The following is a 22,772-nucleotide window of genomic DNA, read 5'->3' on the forward strand; positions in this document are numbered from 1 at the left end:
CCAAGCCCGGATCACCCTGTACGCGCCGGCCGAGACCGCCGCCGAACGGATCCCGCCCACCGTCGGTGTCATCGAGGCCGTCGACCCGCACAGCTGCCTTCTCCATACCGGATCCAACTCACTCGACCAACTCGCCATCTACGTCGCACTGTTCGGCTTCCGCTTCCGGATACACCAGCCACCCGAACTGATCGCACACATCCGAGACCTCACCGCCCGACTCACCGACGCCATCGACTGACTTCCCATCGCCTGCGCAGGACGCTGGAGCCGGAACGGGCGACCGGCGCTCCGGCCCGGGCGGCGCCGACCCCATGATCACTGTGGGGCGTGGGCCCGGCCCTCGTACTGGCTTGAGCGCCCGCGAGCGGGTCGGCCGGTCAGCCGGCGAAGAGTTGGGTGAGCTTCAGGAGCAGCTGGTAGACGCCGTAGCCGAAGGGCAGAACCACCCAAGCCCAGGCCAGAATCATCAACGGGATGTGCCGCGCCGTCTCTCCCTGGTCCGCCATCATGAGCCTCCCTGTCGCGTGAGCAAAGTCTCCTGTGGGCCCATCTCCGCGACCTGAGGCTCGTGGAAGCGGGGGTTCACCGGGCGGATCAGCTCGTTGGCCAGGAAGCCGACGACCAGTAGCCCGATCATGATGTAGAGGGACGTCGTGTAGAGCGCGGGTCCCGTCCTGCCCGCGGCCTTCTGCGAGTCGGCGATGGCGTTGATGATCAGCGGGCCGAGGACGCCCGCGGTCGACCAGGCGGTGAGCAGCCGGCCATGGATGGCTCCCACCTGGTAGGTGCCGAACAGGTCCTTGAGATACGCAGGGGCGGTGGCGAAGCCTCCCCCGTAGAAGGACAGGATGCCGATCGCGCAGAGGATGAACACGAAGTTGTGCGCGTTTCCGGCGAGCGCGATGGTCAGGTACAACAGGGCGCCGACGCCGAGGTAGACGCGGTACATGTTCTTGCGGCCGATCAGGTCCGAGGTCGAGGACCACACGATCCGGCCCGTCATGTTCGCCAGGGACAGCAGGGCCACGAAGCCGGCCGCCGCGCCGACCGAGACCGGTGTGGCCGTGTTCGCGAAGAAGTCGCGGATCATGGGCGCGGCCTTCTCCAGGATGCCGATGCCCGCGGTGACGTTGAAGCAGAGGACGACCCACAGGCACCAGAACTGCGGGGTGCGGATCGCGTTGCGGGCCGAGACGTTCGCGGTGGTGATCAGTGCTCGCGCGGCGGCCTTCGCGGGAACCCAGCCTCGCGGGACCCAGCCGACCGGCGGGACGCGGACCAGCAGCACGCCCATGGACATGAAGACCGCGTAGACCAGGCCGTGCACCAGGAAGGTCGTGGCTATGCCTCCGGTGTCGGTGCCGAAGGTGCCGAGCATCTGCGTCGACCATGGCGAGGCGATGAGCGCTCCTCCGCCGAAGCCCATGATGGCGATGCCCGTGGCCATGCCGGGCCGGTCGGGGAACCATTTCATGAGCGTGGACACCGGCGAGATGTACCCGATGCCGAGGCCGATGCCGCCCACGAAGCCGTACCCGAAGACGACCAGCCAGTACTGGCTGGTGGACACACCGAGGGCGGCCAGTAGGAAGCCCGAGGAGAAGCAGATCATCGAGACGAACATCGCCCAGCGCGGACCATTACGCTCGACCATCGGTCCGCCGAAGGCGGCCGACAGGCCGAGCATGACGATCCCCAGTTGGAACGGCAGAGCGCTGCCCGTGCCCGAGACGTGCAACGCCGACTCCAGCGGCGGCTTGAACACGCTCCACGCGTAGGCCTGGCCAATGGCGAGGTGCACCGAAAGGGCTGCCGGGGGGACGAGCCAGCGGCTCCAGTTAGGCGGTGCCACCGTACGTGAACGGCTTAGAAAGCCGCCAGGGGCGGCCAATATCGGCTTTTGACCATCTTCGGACATGAAAGTGCAGTATGTCGTAGATAATGTCCGAGTGTCCATAATGGGATGCGGTTGCTCCAGCGCCGCACCTGTGGCCATGCTCACAGTCACGGTCGACCGCTCCGAAGGCCGCACCATAGCAACGTCGCGGGCGACGACCAGGACCGCCGCCATCACGCGGTCATCAAGCCGCACGTGTTCGTCTACCCGAGGTCGGATCATACGATCTCCCGCGGATGTTCCCCTCGGCAGCCGATCGGACGATCGTCACCGGACGACCCTCAGGGGCGAGGACCCCGTCGACCCATCGCCCGGGGATCGCGCAGCGTGCACGATGGCGTATTTTCGGACAGGACTGATGGCCAGGAGTGAGGTATCGGGTGTCTAAAAAGGGTCCGCTGCGGGACGCTGGCGACGAGGATCTGCGGGTCGGATCACCGAAGGAGTGGGCAGCAGGAGTGCCTGCGGTGGTCCACTCGATGGTGATGTCCTACGCGCAGATGGGTGTCAAGCGTACGTTCCTGACCTTGGCACGCGTGAACCAGAAGGACGGCTTCGACTGTCCGGGCTGCGCGTGGCCCGAGGGGCAGCATCGCAGCCCGGCCGAGTTCTGCGAGAACGGCGCGAAGGCCGTGGCCGAGGAGGCCACCCTCCGCCGGGTCACCCGCGACTTCTTCGCCGAGCACACCTTGGACGAACTGGCTCAGCGCACGGACTACTGGCTGGGCCAGCAGGGCCGGCTCACCGAGCCGATGCACAAGCCGGTCGGCTCTGACCGCTATATGCCGGTGACGTGGGACGACGCCTTCGCCATCATCGCCAGGGAGCTTCGCGCGCTCGACAGCCCAGACGAGGCGTTGTTCTACACGTCCGGGCGCACCTCGAACGAAGCGGCGTTCCTCTACCAACTCCTGGTACGCCGGCTCGGGACGAACAACCTGCCTGACTGCTCCAACATGTGCCACGAGTCCAGCGGCTCGGCGCTCACCCAGACACTGGGCATCGGCAAGGGCACGGTCTCGCTGGACGATCTGTACAAGGCCGACCTCATCTTCGTGGTCGGGCAGAACCCTGGCACCAACCATCCGCGTATGCTGTCGGCGCTCGAGAAGGCCAAGGGGAACGGCGCGCGCATCGTCGCGGTGAACCCCCTGCCAGAGGCCGGGCTGCTGCGCTTCAAGAACCCGCAGCGGGCGGGCGGAGTGCTCGGGCGAGGCACGACGCTGGCCGACCGGTTTCTGCAGATCCGTCTCAACGGTGACCTTGCGCTGTTCCAGGCCATGTCACGGCTCCTGCTGGAGGCGGAGGACGCGTCTCCAGGTTCAGCGATCGACCGCGAGTTCATCGAGGCCCACACCCACGGGTTCGACGACTGGGACAGGGACATCCGCGACCTCGACTGGGCGGACGTCGAGGAGGCCACCGGGCTGCCCCGGACGGGCATCGAGGACACGGTCCGAGACGTGCTCGGGGCCAAGTCGGTGATCGTGTGCTGGGCGATGGGCCTCACCCAGCACAAGAACTCCGTCGCCACGATCCGGGAGGTCGTCAACTTCCTGCTGCTGCGCGGCAACGTAGGGCGGCCGGGGGCGGGGGTCTGCCCGGTGCGGGGACACTCCAACGTTCAGGGTGACCGCACGATGGGCATCTACGAAAAGCCCTCGGCGGCGTTCCTCGACGCGCTCCGCGACGAGTTCGGCTTCGAGCCTCCCCGGCACCACGGCGCGGACGCCGTGGAGTCGATCAGGGCTCTGCGAGATGGCCATGCGAAGGTGTTCCTCGCGATGGGCGGCAACTTCGTCGCCGCGACGCCGGACACGGCGGTGACCGAGGCGGCGATGCGCCGGGCCCGGCTCTCCGTACAGGTGTCGACCAAGCTCAACCGGTCCCACGCCGTGTGCGGTGCGGAAGCGCTCATCCTCCCGACGCTCGGCCGCACCGAACGGGACGGCGACCAGTTCGTCACGGTCGAGGACTCCATGGGCATGGTCCACGCCTCCCGCGGCCGGATGCGGCCGGCCTCGCCTGACCTGCTGTCCGAGGTGGCCATCGTTTGCCGGCTGGCACGGAAGATCTTCAACTCGAGTGACCATCCCGGCTCTGACATCCCCTGGGAAAGCTTCGAGGCCGACTACGGCGCCATCCGCGACCGCATCGAGCGGGTGGTGCCAGGGTTCGGCGACTTCAACGCCCGAGTCCGTGCTCCGGGGGGTTTCGCCCTGCCCAACGCGCCACGCGACGAACGGCGCTTCCCCACCGAGACGGGCAAGGCCAACTTCACCGTCAACGCCCTGGAGGTCCTGAGAGTCCCCGAGGGGCGGCTCCTGCTCCAGACGGTACGCAGCCACGACCAGTACAACACCACCATTTACGGCCTGGATGACCGCTACCGAGGCGTGCACAGTGGCCGCAGGGTCGTTTTCGTCAACCCCGAGGACCTCGCCGAGCGCGGCATGGCCGACGGCGAGATCGTCGACCTGATCAGCGAGTGGCCCGACGGGGAGCGCAAAGCGGAGGAGTTCCGCATCATTGCCTACCCGACCGCGCGCGGGTGCTGTGCGGCGTACTTCCCTGAGACCAACGTGCTCGTGCCGCTGGACTCCGTCGCGGAAACCTCCAACACCCCCACGTCCAAGAGCGTCGTGGTGCGGCTCGGCCGACGCACCTCGGTCGGCGGCTGATACCCGTCACTGCCGGGGGCTCGTGGGCGGCGGGCAGTTCCTCGTGCGGACGTCCGGCGAGCCGTCGAACGGCCCGCTCGTGTTCGGGTGCGACCAGTTGCGCTTAGGCAAGCCGCCCCGGTGCGCGCCAGGGGCGGCTCGGTCATCCCGATTCTCGGTCTACCTGTGGCCGGTTTACCTGTACCCGGCGGAGGTGATGTTGGCCTGCACCGCGTTCTCGGTGGCGTCCGACGGATAGCCGGAGGGCATCACGCCTTCGTAGAAGGTGCCGGCGGCACCGATGCTGTTGTCGCCGCCGATGCCGAGGATGATGGCGCCTTCCTTCTTCATCGGGTTATAGCCTGCGACGTTGGGGCGCACCCCGTTGTAGAACGTCGACAGGCCGCCCGACTGCGCGTTGCCGCCCCGGATGGCCCAGTGGTTCGGCTCGCCCTTGATGATCGCGGTCAGGTACCGGTGGCTGATGCTCGGATCGCCGGCGTTGTAGCGCTGGTTGACCCCGGAGAACAGGCCGTTCTCCAGGTCGGCCATGATCCAGGGGCCGTTGCCGGCGCCGTAGCCCCAGACCTTGATGTTCCCGAAGTAGATGGCTTCCATGGTGCCGTTGCCGTTGTCACGGCTGTTGGTCTCGGCGTTGCCGTAGTCGAAGCAGCAGCCGCCGTTGTAATGCGTGCCGTCGAAGATGGCGTACATCCCCTCCGGCTGGTCCCCCTTGGCGATGCCGTTGGTGTTGTTGTTGCGGTACCCGGTGCCAGGAGCCACGAAGACGCCGTAGGCCTTCTGGCCGCCGACCATGGTCGGCGCCGCGGTCGCGTTCGCGAGGTTGTCGTACCCGCCCGCGGCCGGGCCGGAGAACCCGCCGGGAGGCGCCTGGGTGAGGCGGTTACCCCGGCCGGACTGGTCGTAAATGATGGTGATGAGGCAGGTCGTGCCGGCACAGAACGAATCCTGCGCGGCGGCGTTGGCGACTCCACCCACGCTCAGGACGCCGATGTCCCGGGTGGTGCTGTCCGAGGAGCGGCGCACCTGGTACAGCGAGCCGTTGTAGGACGCGTACAGAGCACGGGTCGTGCTGTGCGCCGCCACACACGGCGTGCCACCCCCGGCGTAGATATCACACGGCTGCTTGGACGGCGACGGCGACGGGGACGTGGAGGGCGAGACGGTGGGGGTGGGGGACGGGGAGGTGACGCCGCCGGTGCAGGTGACCCCGTTGAGGGCGAAGCTCGCCGGCTCGCGGTCGAGACCGCCGTCCGCGGTGTGCCTTGAGCGCATCTGTCGCCAAGTGGGTGGGTCTTATAGCGTCGAGCCGCGTGGTCGCCCCTCGACCCCGTGGGGAGGTGAGGATGGTGCGGTCGGGTGCGTGTCCTTAGGGGGTTTGAGAGCGTCGACGAGACGGCCGGTGAAGTATGCGGGAGGGCTGCTGGTGAGTGTCGCCGAGGGCGTGCGGTTCGGGGTGCTGGGGCCGCTCAGGGCCGAGGTGGGCGGCCGGCCGGCAGGACTCGGCGGACTCCGTCAGCGGGCCGTGCTGGCGCTGCTGCTGATCGCGCGGGGCAGGATCGTCTCGGCGGAGCGCATCCTCTCCGAGGTGTGGGCGGACTCCCGGCTTCCCTCCATGACGACTCTCCATGGGTACGTCGCCGATCTGCGCAGGACGCTGGAGCCGGAACGGGCGACCGGCGCTCCGGCCCGGTTGCTGGTGCGCGAGGGACCGGGGTACGCCCTTCGCGCGGCCCCCGCCGCGGTCGACGCCGACCGCTTCACCGATCTGGCCGTTCGTGGCCGGCGCGCACTGGAGGGCGGCGAGCCGGAACACGCCGCGGACCTCCTCGGACAAGCCCTCGCGCTGTGGCGGGGCGCGGCCTATGCGGACTTCGGCGGGGCCGCCTTCGCGGCGCCCGACGCGACCCGGCTTTCAGACCTGCGGGCCGCTGTGCACGAGGACCGGCTCGCCGCCGTCATAGCGTCGGGGCGGCACGCCGCTGCCGTAGGCGAGTTGGAGGCCCTGGTCGCCGAGCAGCCGCTTCGGGAGCGCGGCTGGGAGCTGCTGGCCCTTGCCCTGTACCGGTCGGGGCGGCAGGCCGACGCGCTCGCCGCGTTACGCACGGTGCGCAGACGGCTCGCCGATGAGCTGGGCGTCGACCCAGGACGCGGACTGCGCGAACTGGAGGCGGCCGTACTCGCCCAGGACCCGCGGCTGGCCCCGGTACCTGCGAGGCCCAGCCGTGTGTCCTCCTCCCCCGCGCCGCAGGCCGCGGCTGCGGCACCGTCCTCGGGCAATCTGCCGTTCGCGCTGTCCAGCTTCGTCGGCCGCGGCAGCGATCTCGCGGCCGTCGCCGGTCTGCTCGACGGGCACCGGCTCGTCACGCTCACCGGCCCGGGTGGGGTCGGCAAAACCCGCTTGGCCCTGGAGGCCGCGCGCGCCCGTACCGACGCCGACGGGCCCTGGCTCGTGGAAATGGGCGGTCTGCACACACCCGAACTGCTCACCGCCATCATCGCCGCGGCCCTGGGCCTGCCCGTCGCGTCGTCCCCCGATCAGCTGGCCGGGATGCTCATCGACCGCGACCTGCTGATCGTCCTGGACAACTGCGAGCACCTGCTCGCCCCCGCGGCCATGCTCGTTCACACACTGCTGGCCCGCTGCGGCACCGTACGGATCCTGGCCACGAGCCGCGAACCACTGGGTATCACCGGTGAAACCGTCTACGACGTACCTCCCCTGCATGCCGCCACGGAGGCGGCGGAACTCTTCCTCCGCCGCGCGGCCGCCGTCCAGTCCGGCTGGGCGCCCGGGCCGGACGACAGGGAAAGGATCGCCGCCCTGTGTGCGGGGCTCGACGGCATCCCATTGGCGATCGAGCTCGCCGCCGCGCAGTGCCGGACACTGTCCGTCGGCCAGATCGCCGATGCCCTGGAGGACCGCTTCACCCTGCTGGTGGGCGGGTCGGCCGGACGGCCGGACCGCCATCGGACCCTGCTGGGCACGGTCGCCTGGAGCGACCAGTTGCTGCAGCCGGCCGAACGCCGGCTGTTCCACCGGCTGGGCGTGCTCGAAGCCGGCTTCGACCTCGAGGCGGCCGCCGCCGTCGGAGGAGCCACTCCCGTTCTGGCCCCGCTGTCGGCATTGGTCCGCAAATCGCTGGTCACCGCCGAACCCGGCACGGCGCCACGCCGCTACCGGATGCTGGAGACCCTGCGCCAGTACGCCCTGGACGCGCTCTCCCCGGGCGAGCTGGCCGCGGCCCAGGAACGTCACCGCGCCTGGGCCCTGGCCCGGGCGGAGAGCGCCGAACGCCACCTACGGGGCCCGCAGGGCGCGGCGTTGCTGGACGGGCTGAGCCTCGATCAGCCGGAGTTGCGGGCCGCGTTCGCCTCCGCGCTGGCATCGGGTCACGGCGACTACGCGCTGCGGCTGGGCAGCGCGCTCTTCTGGTTCTGGTTCCGCAGGGGTCATGTCGCGGAGGGACTGGCCTGGCTGTCCGAGGCCTTCGCGGCCGCCCCGCAGGCCGGCGCGGGTACCAGGGCGCGTGCCAGGTTCGCCGTCGCGGCACTGCGCTACCTGGCCGGACAGCCGGCGCAGGCCCACCAGGCGGCCCGTACGGCCCTCGAGGAGGCCCGCGAGGCCGGTGACCCGGTGACCGAGGCGTGCGCGACCGCCTACGCCGGCTACCTGGGCTTGCTGGCCCGAGTGCCGATCGACGCCGCGGCCCTCGCCCGCGCGGCCGTCCAGATCGCCCGGCGCAGCGCCCAGGGCTGGCTGGAGGCCGAGACGCTCATGGTCCAGGGCATGGTGCTCCGGGTGCTCGGGGATCTGCCGGGCGCCGACGCGGTCTTCCAGGAGGCGATCGCCGCCGCCCGCGCCAGTGGCCACGAGTGGGTGGCGGACGGGGCCGCCTGGTGCGACATGAAGACCGCCTCCGACCGCGGGGACGGTTCCCGGGCACTGGCCATCGCGGGGGACATCCTGGCCGCGATGGACCGTTACGGTGACATCTCCTTCTGGCTGGTGACGGTGCACAGCGCGGCCCGCGCCCTCGTGCTGACCGGGCACGCCGAGCAGGCGGCCGTGCTGATGGGCGCGGTGGAGGCCATCGGTGAGCGGGCCGGCGTCTCCCCGGCGCTCATGGACCCGCTGGACGGGCCGCGCGAGGCCGCCGCCGTACGTGGGGCACTGCCGCCGGCCGAGTACGAACGCCATGCGGCCCGCGGCCGCGTGCTGTCCCGGCAGGACGCAAGCGTCCTGCTCACCGCCCTGATCGCCGGCAGCTGACTCTGTCGAGCGCCCTGACCGCCGGCCTGATGGCCGGCGGTGCCCCCTGTCGAACGCCCTGCGCACCGGGCTGATCGCCGGCCGCCGGCCCCTGTGCGCCGGCCTCGAACAGTAGAACGGCCTGTCGAGGAGCATCTGTCCTCACTGAGCACAAAGGTCCAACAAAGAACGCCCTGCCACCTCGTGGGCCTCGGCAGTCCGCCTGCTTCCCGTCCCTGACCGGAACCGGCCCGCTGACGCGCTGCCGCCGCGCCGGCGCCGCCATCCAGGGCCCCGCCGCCGACGTGATCAGCGGCGTGAACATGGGCGCCGGATCGATCGCGTGGATTTCTAAGCGTGTGATCTGATATCCGGATTTCGGGAGCTTGTTTATTTGCTTTGCCATGGCCGCCGGTGACGCATTTCCTGCTTCCCGAAATGGGTATTCGAGACTATGCCGCTAAGGTGCGGCATTACGAAAAGGTCTGATTTCATGGACTTCGAGTAGATATAGGAAGCATGTTGATACCTCGCGAGAGCAAATGGGCTCTGGGCCTGCTCGCCAGGGGACGCCCCTGGCCATGGGTCGTCGCGACGGCGATAGCCGGTGGGCTGGTCATGGCGTCCTGTCCTGCGCTGGCCACCGGCCGGCAAGGGACGGAGACATCCGTCGCCCTGCCGGGGAGGCATGTCCGGCATATCACCGATGAACGGCCCTCGGGACACGGCGACCACGGTTTTGGCGGGCGCCGCCACCAGGGTCTCTCCAAACACCGGCACGATCGGCTTCTCGGGCGTCACGACCACGCCCTCTCCGGGCATCGTCACCAAAGGGCCTCAGGACGTCGCCACTATAGGCTCTTCACTCATCGCCATTATCACCTCCTATCGCGTCGCCACCACGACCTCTACGGTCACGGCATTTTCCACGATAGAGACCATTCCTATGACGATAAGGCGCTGAACGATGGAAAGCGTCTAAAGGGACATACGCGCACCGTCGGCGCGTCTGGGGCTAAGGGACCTCGTGGCAACGCCCGTTCAAAGGGGAATCCAGGCTCGTCGAGACCCGCCGGTCGTCCGCGCGAACACGGCCACCAGGGTGATTCGGAAGCGACCAAGCCTGCCGATCCGCCCGGCGCGCCGAGTCCCGGCAGTGACACGGGAGCGACGGGGCCCGCGGGTCCGATGGGACCACCTGGGGCGAGCGGCCCCGCGGGCCCTCAGGGGGTTCCGGGTCCAGCGGGACCACCCGGAGCGACCGGAGCCACAGGCCCACGAGGAATCACAGGCCCCACCGGACCACCCGGAACCACCGGAGCCACAGGCCCACGAGGAATCACAGGCCCCACCGGACCACCCGGAACCACCGGAGCCACAGGCCCACGAGGAATCACAGGCCCCACCGGACCACCCGGAACCACCGGAGCCACAGGCCCACGAGGAATCACAGGCCCCAGCGGACCACCCGGATCGAGAGGACCTCAGGGGCCGTCCGTCCCGGACCCCCGCTTCGGCACGGACACCGCGGGCGCCATGGGCGGCATGGGGGCCGACTGCACCATGGGCGCCGTGTGGCTTACGGCGGGAGCGAGAGCCGGGGCTACGCTGGCCAGCGGGCAAATACTGTCCATCGGGAGGAACGAGGCGCTGTTCTCGCTGCTCGGTACCCTCTATGGCGGTGATGGCAGGACGACGTTCGCGTTGCCCAGCTTGCAGAATGCCGCCCCGAACGGCCTGACCTATGTCATCTGCACGGAAGGCATATATCCTCGCGAGCGGTAAACCTTGATCATGCTCCCCACGGACGCTTCCAGCCGGGCTCGGGCGACCTGCCCGGGCCCGGCTTGCCGCCCATCTGCGCTACTTCTCCTTGACAGTCAGGGAGGCGGCGGCGAGGTCGGCGGGCACCTAGCTCCTGGGCCTGCAGGAGTGGTCGTCTCCGGCCGTGAGCGGCGTGTCTGGGTAGGCGCAGATCAGGCGCCCCTGTCCTTCACTGTCGGCTTGGACGAAGGACCCCGGCGCGTCGCCGCGTTCGGCCCAGGCTTGCAGCGCGTCGAGCATCTGGTCCTGGGCCGATCCGGTGCCTGCGAGGGTGGGATCGGTATGGGAGACGCCAGGGAAGAAGAAGGTGCGCACGAACGAGCGCGTCCCCTTCACTTTCACTCCGTACCGGTCGAACAATCGCTGCTGATAGTTGTAGGAGCCGAACGGCACGATCAGCGGGTCATTGGTGCCGTGATAGATGGCCTTGGCCTCCGCCGGTGACAGGCCGTCCACCCTGAAGGCGTCGAAGTGACACCGGCGCGGCTCGGCGATGACCTGGTCGACGACGCCGTCGGCGCCGTCGCAGGCCGCGACGGCGGCCGCGTTCGCCGCGTCGCGCTTGGCCTGCGACAGCCCGGCCGATCCCAGCAACTGGCCGACCCAGTAGTTGTGCAGCGCTGGTTTGCCGTAATAGCTCTTGGTGAGCTCGAGCGCCCACAGCGTCTGTGCGTGCAGGCTGCGCCCTCGTGCTGACCGGGCACGCCGAGCAGGCGGCCGTGCTGATGGGCGCGGTGGAGGCCATCGGTGAGCGGGCCGGCGTCTCCCCAGCGCTCATGGACCCGCTGGACGGGCCGCGCGAGGCCGCCGCCGTACGTGGGGCACTGCCGCCGGCCGAGTACGAACGCCATGCGGCCCGCGGCCGCGTGCTGTCCCGGCAGGACGCAAGCGTCCTGCTCACCGCCCTGATCGCCGGCAGCCGATCCGTGTGATCCCAGCGGACCCCGACCGTCGGCGCGGCCGCTGACCGGGGCGCCCCACGCCTTGGGCGCCGCTGGGAAAGCCTGTTCCCAGCGACCGCCAAGCGGCCGCGCACATCCTCGTAGTCGTGAACGCGGCGCCGCCCTTCCGGGGCGGCCCGGACGACCCTGGCGCCCCCTCCCAGTGGGGCTGATCCCAGGAGAGGGTGAGGACACCATGAGCGACACCGGTCACCGGCCCACCGGGCACGCCGTCGTCGTCGGAGCGGGGATCGGCGGGCTGCTGGCTGCCCGGGTGCTCAGCGAGACGTTCGACCGTGTCACGGTGATCGACCGTGACGGGCTGCCGGGCCAGGGCGCCCCGCGGCGGGGCGTGCCGCAGGGCCATCACGCGCACGGGTTGCTGTCCCGGGGCTGCGAGATCCTCGACGACCTCTTCCCCGGGCTGACCGCGGACCTGGTCGCGACGGGCGCCTCCACCTGCGACATGCAGAATGACGTCAGCTGGTACAACGAGGGCCGGCGGTTGCACCCGGCGCCTTCGCGGCTGCGCGGCCTGACGGTGAGCCGGCCTCAGCTCGAATGGTATGTGCGGTCCCGGGTCGCGGCCCTTCCCCGCGTGGTGATCCACGAGCGCTGCGAGGTGGTCGAGCCGATCTCCGACGCGGCCGGCGCGGTCACCGGAGTACGCCTGCTGCGCCCCGGCCACGGGCCCGAGGACGTGGCGGCCGACCTCGTGGTGAACGCCACGGGCCGGGGCAACCGGGGCACGGAGTGGCTGCGCCGGCTGGGGTACGAGCCCGCGCCGGAGGAGCGCATCGATTCCCGGCTGGTGTACGTCTCGCGCGAGTACCGGCGTCGGCCGGGCGACGCCGACGTCGTCGCCTTGATCGTGGGGCACAGCACGTCCGTCCCGAGGGGTGGCGTCGCGCTCAGCGCTGAGGACGACCGCTGGCTTGTCACTCTGTTCGGCATGGGCGACGACGTCCCGCCCGTCGACCCGGACGGATACCACCGGTTCGCCGCCCGGCTTCCGGTCCCGGACCTGCACCGCCTCCTGGAGCGCCTGGAACCGCTCGGGGCGCCCCGGCTGATGCGCATCCCGGTGAGCATCCGCCGCCGCTACGAACGGCTCGACCGCTTCCCCGAGGGCTATGTGGTGTTCGGCGACGCTCTGTGCCAGTTCAACCCCTCCTACGGGCAGGGCATGACAGTGGCCGCCTGCGAAGCCGTCGCCCTGCGCGAATGCCTGGCGGACGGCGGACGCGACGGCCTGGCCCGCCGCTTCTTCCAGCGCGCCGCGCGGATCATCGACGTGCCGTGGGACATGTCGGCCGGCGGCGATCTGCGGTTCCCGTCGGTCGAGGGCCCACGCAGCCTGCGCGTGAAGCTGCTCAACGGCTACATCGCACGCCTCCACACCGCCGCCGAGGCGGACCCGGTGGTCGGGCACGCCTTCCTGAGCGTCGCCAACCTCCAGGCCCCTCCGCAGCGTCTGTTGTCGCCCGGCATCCTCGCCCGTGTGCTCCGGCCGCGTCGCGGCGGAACCCCGACCGGCTCCCGGCTCGCGGCCCGGGAAGAGATCCCGGCCGCTCAGTGACCCCCCGGCCCCACCCGGGCCGGGCACCCCGAACCCGAAAACGGTCCCGAAGGGACCCAGAGAAAGGACATTTCCATGATCAAGCGCATCACCGCCGGAATCGTGCTGGCGACCGCGGCCGTTGCCGCCGGGCTGCCGGCCATCGCGGCCCCGGCCTCCGCGGCGACGGCCGGGGCGGGCAACGCGGTCTGGGTCGAGCCGGGCGCCACCAGATCGTTCCTGGTCATGTGCTACTCGTACGCGCCCACGATGCTGACCGACACGATCAGCATCACGGCGGGGACCGGGGTGTCGGTCTCGACCAGCCTGGACACGACCTCCGACGCCTTCAGCCGCGACAAGCTCACGGTGACGGCCACCAACGGGGGCGCCGTCCGCGTGTACGTCTCGGTCAAGGCCACCTGCGCCAGTTGACCGTTCCAATTCCCCCCTTTTTGGGAGGCGGCTCTTCGGTTACCCTCGCATGAGATCTTCAGAATTGTGCGAGGGGGCCGATGGGCCGGGTCGACGCTGTGCGGTTCGGGGTGCTCGGTCCGCTCCGGGCCGAGCTTGACGGACGGCCGGTCGGTCTGGGCGGTCCGCGGCAGCGGGCGATACTGGCCGTCTTGCTGATCGCCCAGGGCAGGATGGTGTCCGCCGAGCGGATCATGTCCGATGTGTGGGAGGGGTCCCCGCCCCCGTCCCCGACGTCCCTCCATGTGCACATCTCGCAGCTGCGCAGGGCGCTGGAGCCGGAGCGGGCGGCGCGCGCCCCCGCCGGACTCCTGGTCCGTGAGGGGCCGGGGTACGCGCTGCGGGCCGATCCGGCCGCGATCGACGCCGAGCGCTTCGCCGACCTGGCCGTGGCCGGGCGGCGCGCCCTGGACTCCGGCAGCCCCGGGCCCGCCGAGGAGCTCCTCACCGAGGCGCTGGCGCTGTGGCGTGGTCCCGCCTACGTCGACTTCGACGGGGCGGGTTTCGCCTTCTCCGAGGCGGCACGGCTTTCGGACCTGCGTGCCACCGCGCACGAGGACCGGCTGGCCGCTGCCATCGACCTGGGCCGTTATGCCACCGCGGTAGGCGAGCTGGAAGCCCTGGTGGCCGAGCACCCGCTGCGGGAACGCGGCTGGGAACTGCTCACCCTGGCGCTCTACCGGTCCGGGCGGCAGTCGGACGCCTTGGCGACGCTGCGCGGCGTACGGGAACGGCTCGCCGACGAGCTCGGCATCGACCCCGGCCCCGCGCTGCGCGACCTGGAGTCGGCGGTGCTCGCCCAGGATCCGCGGCTCGACCCGCCGCCCGCCCGCACCCGCGTCACCGGCACGACCGCCTCCGCCACCCCCCGCACCGCTTCCACCGCACCGGCCGGCCTCCCGGCAGCGGCCGCGCCCGCCGGCAACCTGCCGTTCGCGCTGTCGAGCTTCGTCGGGCGTACGGCGGACATCGCCGCTGTCGGCGGGCTGCTCGCCGAGCACCGGCTTGTCACGCTCACCGGCCCGGGCGGGGTGGGCAAGACTCGCCTCGCGATGGAGACGGCCAGAGGCCGTACCGACGACGCCGACGGGCCCTGGCTGGTAGAGCTGGCCGCCTTGACCTCGGCCGAACTGCTGCCTGCCACCATCGCGGCCCTCGTGGGCATCCCGGGGGCGGCCTCCGGCGAGGACCTGGCGGCCGTGCTCGCCGGGCGGCGGCTGCTGCTGGTGCTCGACAACTGCGAGCACCTGCTGGAGGCGGTCTCCGCCCTCACCGGCGTGCTGCTCAGCCGCTGCGGGGGGCTGCGGGTACTGGCCACCAGCCGTGAAGCGCTGGGCGTGGAGGGCGAGGCGGTCTACGAGGTCCTGCCGCTCGATCCGGCCGGGGACGGCACCGAACTCTTCCGGAAACGGGCCGCCGCGGTGCTGCCCGCATGGTCCCCTGACCCGGGCGATCTGGACCGGATCCCCGGGCTGTGCGCCGGCCTCGACGGCATTCCGCTCGCCATCGAACTGGCCGCCGCGCAATGCCGGATGCTTTCGATCGGCCAGATCGCCGACGCCTTGGAGAACCGCTTCGATGTGCTGATCGACGGCCCGCTCGACCTGCCTGACCGGCATCGTGCGCTGGAGGCCACCGTCGCCTGGAGCCACCGGCTTCTCGAGCCCGAGGAACGGCGGCTCTTTCATCGGCTGAGCGTATTCGCCGCCGGATTCGACCTGGACGCCGCGGACGCGGTCGGGGGCCAGGCTCCCGTTCTGCCTCCCCTGTCGGCCCTGGTACGCAAGTCGCTGGTCAGCGTCGAGCCCGGCACCGCGCCGCGCCGCTACCGGCTGCTGGAGACGCTGCGTCAGTACGCGCTGCGGGAACTCGAGCAGGACGACCTCGCGCAGACCCAGCGACGCCACCGGGCTTGGGTGCTGGCCCGGGCAGAGAGCGCCGATCGCAGGTTGCGCGGCCCGCAGGCGGCCGAGCTGCTGGGCCGGCTGACCCGGGAGCAGCCCGAGTTCCGTGCGGCCTTCGCCTCCGCGCTGGCCGCCGGGGATGGCGACTACGCGCTGCGGCTCGGCGGCTCGCTGTACTGGTTCTGGTATCGCATGGGCCACATCGCCGAAGGACTGTCCTGGATGTCCAGAGCCTTCGCCGCGGCGCCGGACGCCGAGCCAGGGGTCCGGGGACGGGCCCGGCTCGCCGTCAGCGGGCTGAGCTACCTGGCCGGGAGGCCGGCGCAGGCGTACGAGGCCGTCGTGCTGGCCGAGGGCGAGGCCAGGGAGGCGGGTGACCTGATCGTCCAGGCGTCCGCACGGGTCTACCAGACGCACTTCGGCGTGCTCGCCGGAATACCACTCGACGCCCCGGCACTCGCCCGCAGCGGCGTGGAACTCGCCCGGCGTGCCGGAGAGGACTGGCTGCTGGCCGAAGCACTCATGGTGCAAGGCATGCTCGCCCGGGTCCTGGGAGATCTTCCGGCCGCCGCCACCGTCTTGGCCGAAGCGGTCGCGACCGCCGAGTCGTGCGGCCATGACTGGGCCGCCGGCTCCTCGGCGTGGGCCGCGATGAAGACCGCCTGCGATCGCGGCGAGGGTGGGCGTGCGCTGGACATCGCCGCCGGCATCCTTGACGCGCTCGAACGCCACGACGACGTCACCTCCCGGCTCGTCCTGCTCCACACCGCCGCCCATGCCCTCGCGCTGAATGGAGAGGCGGAGCCCGCGGCCGTACTGATGGGCGGGGTGGAGGCCGTTGGCCGCAGGGTGGGCTTCTCCCCCGAGTTGATGGACCCGCTGGACGGCCCCCGCGAAGCCGCCGCCGTACGCGAAGCCCTCCCCCAGGACAGGTACGAACGCCTGACGGCCCAGGGACGCGAACTGGCCCTGTCGGAACTGACCACCTTCCTGGTCGGCCTGCTCAAGCTCCGCTGACCGCCCGGCCCCGGGCACCAGCTGCGTGGTGACAGTTCAGGTCACGCTGTGGCGGGCATCCAGGGGGTTGCCGAGGATGGCCACGAAGGTCTGGGCGCCTTTGAGCGTGCGGAAGCCGCTGACCTTGGTCTTCGTCTTGATCAAGCGGATGGCTTGCTCGGCGATGCCAGCTGGATGGCCTCCGGCCATCCAGACCAGGTCAGGCTGGAAGAATTTCTGGCGGACGCATATGACCTGCTGGAACCGCGGCTTGAACAGCTGGCTGACCCGCTGACCCTTTGCCTGGATGTTGGCCTTCGGCCAACCATCCCGATTCTTGAACAGCACGATCTCGATAATTACGTCTTCCCGCTCGCGAGTCGGCTCACTAAGCGAAGCGGTCGGCATTTCGTCTCTGTATGGTGCAGCAAGCGACATGCCGAGACGTCGCTGACCTCCATCACACGGGCTACGCCCGCTGCGAGGCTGACGACCGCCAGTTACTCATCCGTGGTTCGCACAAGCGCATCAAGCCAGTCAGCCGCCTACAAGCAGCAAATCCAGGAGCAGCTTGTCGACGCCACCGAACTTCCGGACGGCCCGATCGCGTTACAGCTTTGCTTCTGTGTCGGGCCTCGGCGTAGCTGGCCGAACCTATGGAAACCCACCATTGACGCTCTCGATCGGATTCTCGGTCGCACGATAGGCCAGCAGCAGTGGCACCCCCGCGATGGCCGAATCGTCGAGTTAGGGCTGCACTGCCGTGTCGATCCGATGGTAGGCAACAACGTCACGATTGCCATCGAAGCTGCCGCCATCGAGGGGGCCTCACCTACTCGGTGATTGGGACCTCGTCCTGCAAACGAATCGCGACCTCCTGGACGTGCCCTAGAGCCTGTATCGAAGTCCGCTATGGAGTGGGCGTTGGCCTGATGGTTCGAAGCGTGTCGTCAATCGACAACGAGCGCGGTCTCCGATAGGTGGTTCGTCGACCAAACGAACCGAACACCGGAGACCTCGTGGCCACCTCAGCGGTGACGCGGCGGTTCGACCTGACTGACGCACAATGGGCGGTACTGGAGCCGTTGCTGCCGGTGCCGAAGCGATCAGGCCGGCCGTCGTTGTCCAGCAAGCGGCAGCTGATCCATGGGATCCGCTGGCGGGTACCGGTGCGCCCTGGCGGGATGTGCCCCCCTGCTACGGATCCTGGTCGGCGGTGTATGCGCTGTTCCGGCGATTACAGCGCGATGGCACCTGGTCGCGGATCTTGATCGCGCTGCAGGCGCTGGCGGACGCGGCCGGGCGCATCACCTGGGACGTCAGCGTGGATTCCAGCATCGTCCGAGCTCACCAGCACGCCGCGGGCGCACGGAAAAAGGGGATCTTCAAGCTGAGCCGCCCGGTGGGAATTGGGTAGAGCCGGCTGATCATGGGTTGGGGCGGTCCCGCGGAGGATGGACCACCAAGTTGCATCTGGCGTGTGACCAGGGGCAGAAGCCGCTGTCGATCGTACTGACCGCCGGTCAGCGTGGGGATAGCCCGCAGTTCACCGCGGTCATCGACAGCATCCGCGTACCGCGTCTGGGTGGCGGGCGTCCCCGTACCCGTCCGGATCGGGTGCTGGCTGATAAGGCCTATACCTCCAGGGCCAACCGTGCCTACTTGCGGCGGCGGGGCATCAAAGCGACGATTCCCAGCAAGGCCGATCAGGACGTCAGCCGTCGTAAGAAGGGGTCGATGGGCGGCCGGCCACCGACCTTCGACCCCGAGGTCTACAAGCAGCGCCATGCTGTGGAGTGCGGCATCAACCGGCTCAAACGCCATCGTGCGGTCGCGACCCGCTTCGACAAGCTGGCCGTGCGCTACGAAGCCACGGTCCTCATCGCCGCAATCAACGAATGGCTCTAACCGGCTTCTATACAGACTCTAACCGTGTCCGCTTGCGCCAGGTTGGACGCTTACGCTCAGGAGTCAAGTACGGCGGCGACGGCTTCGATCTCAACGAGCTGGTCGTCGTAACCAAGCACGGTGACTCCCATCAACGTGCTCGGTACGTCATGTTCACCGAACGACTCCCGGACTATCTTCCAGGCAGCCCCCAGATCCTCCTGCCGGGTGGACGCGACGAGAACCCTTGTGCTGATGACGTCCTGCAATGATGCGCCAGCGGCAGTGAGGGCCGTCTGCATGTTCTCGATGGCTTTCGCTGCTTGACCTGCGTAGTCCCCAATCGCTGCCGTCGAGCCGTCCTCGTTCAGGGGACACGCTCCGGCGAGGAAGATGAGTCGTGACTCGGCAGGCGCCGTGGCTGCATAAGCGTACTGAGCGACGTCGGACAGAGAAGCGGAGCGGATCAAAGTGATGGCACTAGGCATGGCCACTCAGGTCCTTTCACATCGGGTACAAAGCGACCATGCTGGCATGGGCATGTGACTGCCGCCTCCTATTTTCGTAGGCCAAGCCGCCTGGACCTCGCGGACCGCCCGCAGTCACTCCGCCGCCCAGATGCGGCATGGCGATCGCCACAGGGTGGCCGATCGCCGTTCGAGGGCGATCGGCGGTCCAGGACTTCGTTTCTCAACCCCTTCTTGATCGCCGTGCGCTACGAAGCCACGATCCTCTTGCCGCGATCAGCTCTGATCGACTTCGATACAGGCTCTAGGACCGAGAAATCGCGCCGATCGACGCGGTGACCTGCCTGTGGGCGCGCTACGAGGAGAACCACCAGGACCGGAACGAGCCGCCCAGGGCGGTGAGCGACGAGAACGGCCCTCTGCTCAACCTCGTCCACCCTTGTTCCCGATGAGCACGAACAGTACCCGGACGCTTCTCTCCGTCACGATCTTGGCATCGCGCTTGCACATCACGAACTTTCGGTGCCGGCGCAGCTCGAAGGCGAAAGGGCACGTGGGGACTCGTGAGGGTCGATGTCATTCCTGGGGGACAACTCTCACCTACCGCCTGAATAGGTACCCCAAGGAGCCGCTGCACACCGAATTGACAGTTCGGGAGTGAGCGTGAGCCCATGCGAGGTACCTCGCCGACTCCCTGTGAGCCGCCCGCACGCGGCGTGCGGGCTCTCACTTCGGCCATTGACGGCGCCGTGGTCAGGATCGGCCGAGATGGCGGAGCACCTGTGCGCGGGTCGTGGCGTCGAGGCCGTTGAGCAGTTGGTCGGCGTGGCTGCCCGGCAGTGACTTCAGCAGCGCGGAGACGGTGGCGGGAGATACGTAGCAAAGGACGCCGCACGCCTGCGTCACCGAACGGGCCGCCATGGCCTCGACCAGTGGAGCGGCGGCGGGGCCTGTGGCGAGGACGCCGATGATGCCGGCCGCGGTCCGGGCGTGGGTGTGCGCGAGAATCCTCGCGGCCTCGCCGGGCCGCATGGCGGTCAGGAGCGCGGCGGCCTCGTCGAGATCCATGTAGTCGACGGCCCTGCCGGCCTGGGCCGCTTTCAGCATCTGGAGCACCGAGGCGGTCTCCTGCGGGCTGGCGGCCATCCTGCCCAGCAGCCCGCCGGTGGCCTTGGCGGGGATCACCGTCAGAATGGACGCCGCCTTGCTTCGAGGCATCGCCAACAGGACCGCTCCCGCGACCCGTGACTCGACCCTGGTCAGCACCTCCCGAGCGGCCTCTGGGGACAGCGAGGCAAAGGACCGGGCTGCGGATCCGGCGGACATGCCGCTGACCAGCCTCGCCGCCTTCTCAGGGTCGAGTCCCGTGAGGTTCGGCGACTCCGGCGCCACGGGCCTGGGCGACTTCGGCGGGACGGGCCTCGGCGACTCCGGCGCCATGGGCTTGTGCGACTCCGGCGGGGTGGGCCTGTACGGCTTCGGCGGGGTGGGCTTCGAGGGCGCGGGCTTCACCGGCACGCGCGGCTCGGGTCCGGCAGGGGTGCCGTCGATGATCGACCGCAGGGTGAGCGTGAGCTCGCGCGCGTTCATCCGCTGGTCCGGGTCCTTGTGAAGCAGCCGTACGATCGCGTCGGCCAGCGGCCCCGGGCGGGCCGCCTCAGGAGGAGAGTGGTCGGTGACGGCTCGCATGGTCGCGAGGAGGTCGTCACGGCGGAAGGGCGAGTACCCCTCGAGGGCGTAGAAGAAGGTGACACCGAGAGACCACAGGTCGGAGGACGGTTTCAGGGGGCGTCCTTCGATCCGCTCGGGCGCCATGAACTCGAGGGTGCCGATGAAGCCGTTCTGAGCGGTGAGGGTGCTCTCGCCGCCGATGCGGGCGATGCCGAAGTCCACCAGGAACACCTTGCCGGCCTCCCCGATCACGATGTTGGCGGGCTTCACGTCACGGTGCAGCACGCCCGCGCTGTGCGTGGCGTCCAGCGCGCCGAGCACCCGGATGCCGATCTCGGCCAGCTCCCGCTCGCCGAGCGTACGGTCCTCGATGAGATCACGAAGCGAGCGGCCCTTGATGTAGGCCATGACGATCCAGGGGCGGCCTCTCTCCTCGAACACGTCGTAGATGTCGACGACGCAGGGGTGCTCGATGCCTGCCGCGGCCCGCGCCTCGCGCAGGGCCCGCTCCCGGCGCACCGACAGGGGCTCGCCGTTCTCGGCCATCACGAGCTCCTTGAGCGCGACGTGGCGCCCGAGTCTCTCGTCGGCGGCCAGCCAGACGTTGCCCATGCCTCCCCTGCCCAGCCGCAGCATGAGCCGGTAACGGCTATTGACCAGGCGGGCCCCCGATCCGGACATCATCGGGGCTCAGTGATCGTCTTCTGGGAACAGCTCGAATCCGCGGGAACGCTCGGAGCTGTGCGCCTCCGCGAGGGTGGCGACGCGCGTGTCCGGCATCTCCCGGAGCGCCTCGTCCTCCAGGGTGCCGTGCTCGTGTTCCAGAGTGATCGGCTCGGACAGGGGCGGCCCGGCCTCCGTACGAGGGTCGAGCGGGGTGGTCGCGGTAAGCGGGGGCTCCTGATCCGGGGTGGGCTGCCTGGTCCAGATATCGCGTATCGCCGAAGATCCTCCCTGCGCACCCAGCCGGGCTCCCAGGTTCAGGGTCTCGCGGGCCTGCAGGAGCTCGTTGCGCGCCACGAGGGCGAGCACCTTCTCGTAGTTGCCGGGCTTCTGCATCAGCTTGACCGCCACCGGCAGGCACTCGATCAGCAGGAACAGCAGGAACAGCAGCGCGCGGGCCACGTTGAGGGTGAAGTCCTTGCCGGAGACCTCGTTGAGAGCCCGCAGCCTGATCAGCAGCCCGTTCAGTGTCTGGTTCTCCGCGTTGAACGACGCCTGCAGGTCGCTCTGCTGCCTCACCGCCGCGTCGAGCTGTGCCTGGACCTTGGGCAGTTCTGCCTTGGCCGCCGCGAGCCGGAGGCCCTTCGCGCTCTCGTCGGTGGCGGTGAGCTGCTTCTTGCGGTCGTCGATCTGCCGGTTGAGCTTGTCGACCAGACCTTTCGCCTTCTTGTAGGAGCTCTCACTGGCTCGCGCCAGCACGCCGTCCCCCTTGCGGGGGCAGTCCCGCCCGCCGTAGAGCTGGCACTGCCATTCGTCGTAGTGCTTCTTGGCCTGGGCCTGCTGGGCGTCACGTTCGGCGATCAGGGCTTTGATCTTCGGATCCTTCGCCGGGTCCTGGGGCACCTCGCCGCCCGAGGCGACGACCTTCTCCTGCTCGGCCACGGCCTGGCGGAGCCGCGCGACCTCCTTGCCGACGGTTCCCCGCGCCTGCTGGTCGGTGAACGCGTTGGCTCGCTCCTGCTTGATCTCGACGATCTGGGCGTCGATCTCGGACTTGAAGATCTGGAGGACCAAGGGCGTGGAGATGACCACGCCGAGCAGCACGGCCATGAGAATCCGGGGCACGGCCAGCCGCCATTGGCGCGGCCCGTCGGGCTGGATGGAGCTGACCAGCCATCGGTCGAGGCTCAGGATGGCCAATCCCCACACGAGGCTGGCGGGTACGGCGATGAGGACGCTGACGCCGAGGGCGCTGTACAGGGCGAATGCCATTGAGATGGTGGCCAGCACGCTGGTGGTGAGGACCGCTCCGCCGATGCCTTCGAACTTGCCTCGGTCGGTAGGGCAGCGTTCGAGGATCTCCGGTCGAGCACCGGACAGGACGATTAGCAACCTTCTCATCTATTCTCCCCGCAATGGCGCCGCGTCTGGGACATCCTATTTCGTCCGCACCAGCATCATCACCAGGTGACTGGATTAACCTGTACATGTATCTGGATATGGTCATACCGCAACGCGCCGTGCGAGTGACCACGCATTACAGCGCATCTGGAC

The 22,772-nt window shown here is 69.5% G+C and carries 16 protein-coding genes and 1 pseudogene; 9 read left to right on the forward strand and 8 right to left on the reverse strand.

The annotated features are described in order from the left end of the window. Window positions 1–241, forward strand: a 241-nt coding sequence (locus MYF83_RS10485; protein ID WP_372500128.1) for a WCX domain-containing protein, incomplete at its 5' end; no start/stop codon positions are given. Between the two features lie 139 nt (window positions 242–380). Here the strand turns inward: MYF83_RS10485 and MYF83_RS42545 are convergent. Further along, window positions 381–512 carry an MFS transporter small subunit gene (locus MYF83_RS42545; RefSeq protein ID WP_279339380.1) on the reverse strand — a complete coding sequence of 44 codons (132 nt, stop codon included), beginning with the start codon at window positions 510–512 and terminating at the stop codon, window positions 381–383. Then, window positions 509–1,804 carry an OFA family MFS transporter gene (locus MYF83_RS10490; RefSeq protein WP_372500129.1) on the reverse strand — a complete coding sequence of 432 codons (1,296 nt, stop codon included), beginning with the start codon at window positions 1,802–1,804 and terminating at the stop codon, window positions 509–511. Before MYF83_RS10490 ends, MYF83_RS42545 begins: the two co-directional genes overlap by 4 nt. A gap of 476 nt (window positions 1,805–2,280) precedes the next feature. Here MYF83_RS10490 and MYF83_RS10495 point away from each other — a divergent pair, with 476 nt between their 5' ends. Continuing rightward, window positions 2,281–4,581 (forward strand): FdhF/YdeP family oxidoreductase, encoded by a 2,301-nt coding sequence (locus MYF83_RS10495; protein ID WP_248960056.1) that lies wholly within the window; start codon window positions 2,281–2,283, stop codon window positions 4,579–4,581. A gap of 174 nt (window positions 4,582–4,755) precedes the next feature. Here MYF83_RS10495 and MYF83_RS10500 read toward each other — a convergent pair whose 3' ends face one another. Beyond that, window positions 4,756–5,856 (reverse strand): arabinofuranosidase catalytic domain-containing protein, encoded by a 1,101-nt coding sequence (locus tag MYF83_RS10500; protein ID WP_248960057.1) that lies wholly within the window; start codon window positions 5,854–5,856, stop codon window positions 4,756–4,758. Between the two features lie 127 nt (window positions 5,857–5,983). On the opposite strand from MYF83_RS10500, the gene MYF83_RS10505 reads away from it, so the two are divergent. Together MYF83_RS10505 and MYF83_RS44240 are read left to right on the forward strand one after the other, a co-directional pair. Beyond that, window positions 5,984–8,854, forward strand: coding sequence for an AfsR/SARP family transcriptional regulator (locus MYF83_RS10505; protein ID WP_248960058.1), 2,871 nt, complete (start codon window positions 5,984–5,986; stop codon window positions 8,852–8,854). 1,542 nt (window positions 8,855–10,396) lie between these two features. After that, window positions 10,397–10,618 carry a phage tail protein gene (locus MYF83_RS44240; RefSeq protein WP_372500134.1) on the forward strand — a complete coding sequence of 74 codons (222 nt, stop codon included), beginning with the start codon at window positions 10,397–10,399 and terminating at the stop codon, window positions 10,616–10,618. A gap of 126 nt (window positions 10,619–10,744) precedes the next feature. On the opposite strand, the gene MYF83_RS10515 is transcribed toward MYF83_RS44240, so the two are convergent. Then, a complete protein-coding gene (locus MYF83_RS10515; RefSeq protein ID WP_248960059.1) occupies window positions 10,745–11,251 on the reverse strand; it encodes a tannase/feruloyl esterase family alpha/beta hydrolase in 507 nt (168 codons plus the stop codon). Window positions 11,252–11,346: 95 nt separating this feature from the next. Here MYF83_RS10515 and MYF83_RS10520 point away from each other — a divergent pair, with 95 nt between their 5' ends. From MYF83_RS10520 to MYF83_RS10535, 4 genes are all read left to right on the forward strand, one after another. Continuing rightward, window positions 11,347–11,589 (forward strand): hypothetical protein, encoded by a 243-nt coding sequence (locus MYF83_RS10520; RefSeq protein ID WP_248960060.1) that lies wholly within the window; start codon window positions 11,347–11,349, stop codon window positions 11,587–11,589. Between the two features lie 205 nt (window positions 11,590–11,794). Then, window positions 11,795–13,177, forward strand: coding sequence for an FAD-dependent oxidoreductase (locus MYF83_RS10525; protein ID WP_248960061.1), 1,383 nt, complete (start codon window positions 11,795–11,797; stop codon window positions 13,175–13,177). A gap of 75 nt (window positions 13,178–13,252) precedes the next feature. Next, window positions 13,253–13,591, forward strand: a complete 339-nt coding sequence (locus MYF83_RS10530; RefSeq protein WP_248960062.1) for a hypothetical protein — start codon at window positions 13,253–13,255, stop codon at window positions 13,589–13,591. 80 nt (window positions 13,592–13,671) lie between these two features. After that, a complete protein-coding gene (locus MYF83_RS10535) occupies window positions 13,672–16,551 on the forward strand; it encodes an AfsR/SARP family transcriptional regulator (protein ID WP_248960063.1) in 2,880 nt (959 codons plus the stop codon). A 36-nt stretch (window positions 16,552–16,587) separates the two neighbouring features. Here the strand turns inward: MYF83_RS10535 and MYF83_RS10540 are convergent, their stop codons facing one another. Further along, window positions 16,588–16,938, reverse strand: coding sequence for a hypothetical protein (locus MYF83_RS10540; RefSeq protein ID WP_248960064.1), 351 nt, complete (start codon window positions 16,936–16,938; stop codon window positions 16,588–16,590). Window positions 16,939–17,564: 626 nt separating this feature from the next. Between MYF83_RS10540 and MYF83_RS10545 the strand changes: the two are divergent. Continuing rightward, window positions 17,565–18,438, forward strand: a pseudogene (locus MYF83_RS10545) (IS5 family transposase). A 56-nt stretch (window positions 18,439–18,494) separates the two neighbouring features. Here the strand turns inward: MYF83_RS10545 and MYF83_RS10550 are convergent. The 3 genes from MYF83_RS10550 to MYF83_RS10560 form a co-directional block, all read right to left on the reverse strand. After that, window positions 18,495–18,905 (reverse strand): RidA family protein, encoded by a 411-nt coding sequence (locus tag MYF83_RS10550; protein ID WP_214641625.1) that lies wholly within the window; start codon window positions 18,903–18,905, stop codon window positions 18,495–18,497. Between the two features lie 732 nt (window positions 18,906–19,637). Continuing rightward, complete coding sequence (locus MYF83_RS10555) at window positions 19,638–21,239, reverse strand: protein kinase domain-containing protein (protein ID WP_248960065.1); 1,602 nt, start codon at window positions 21,237–21,239, stop codon at window positions 19,638–19,640. A gap of 6 nt (window positions 21,240–21,245) precedes the next feature. Further along, window positions 21,246–22,619, reverse strand: a complete 1,374-nt coding sequence (locus MYF83_RS10560; protein ID WP_248960066.1) for a DUF4407 domain-containing protein — start codon at window positions 22,617–22,619, stop codon at window positions 21,246–21,248. Window positions 22,620–22,772 lie beyond the last annotated feature (153 nt).

This window comes from Sphaerisporangium perillae (assembly GCF_023276435.1).
In the GTDB taxonomy this organism is placed as follows: Bacteria; Actinomycetota; Actinomycetes; order Streptosporangiales; family Streptosporangiaceae; genus Sphaerisporangium; species Sphaerisporangium perillae.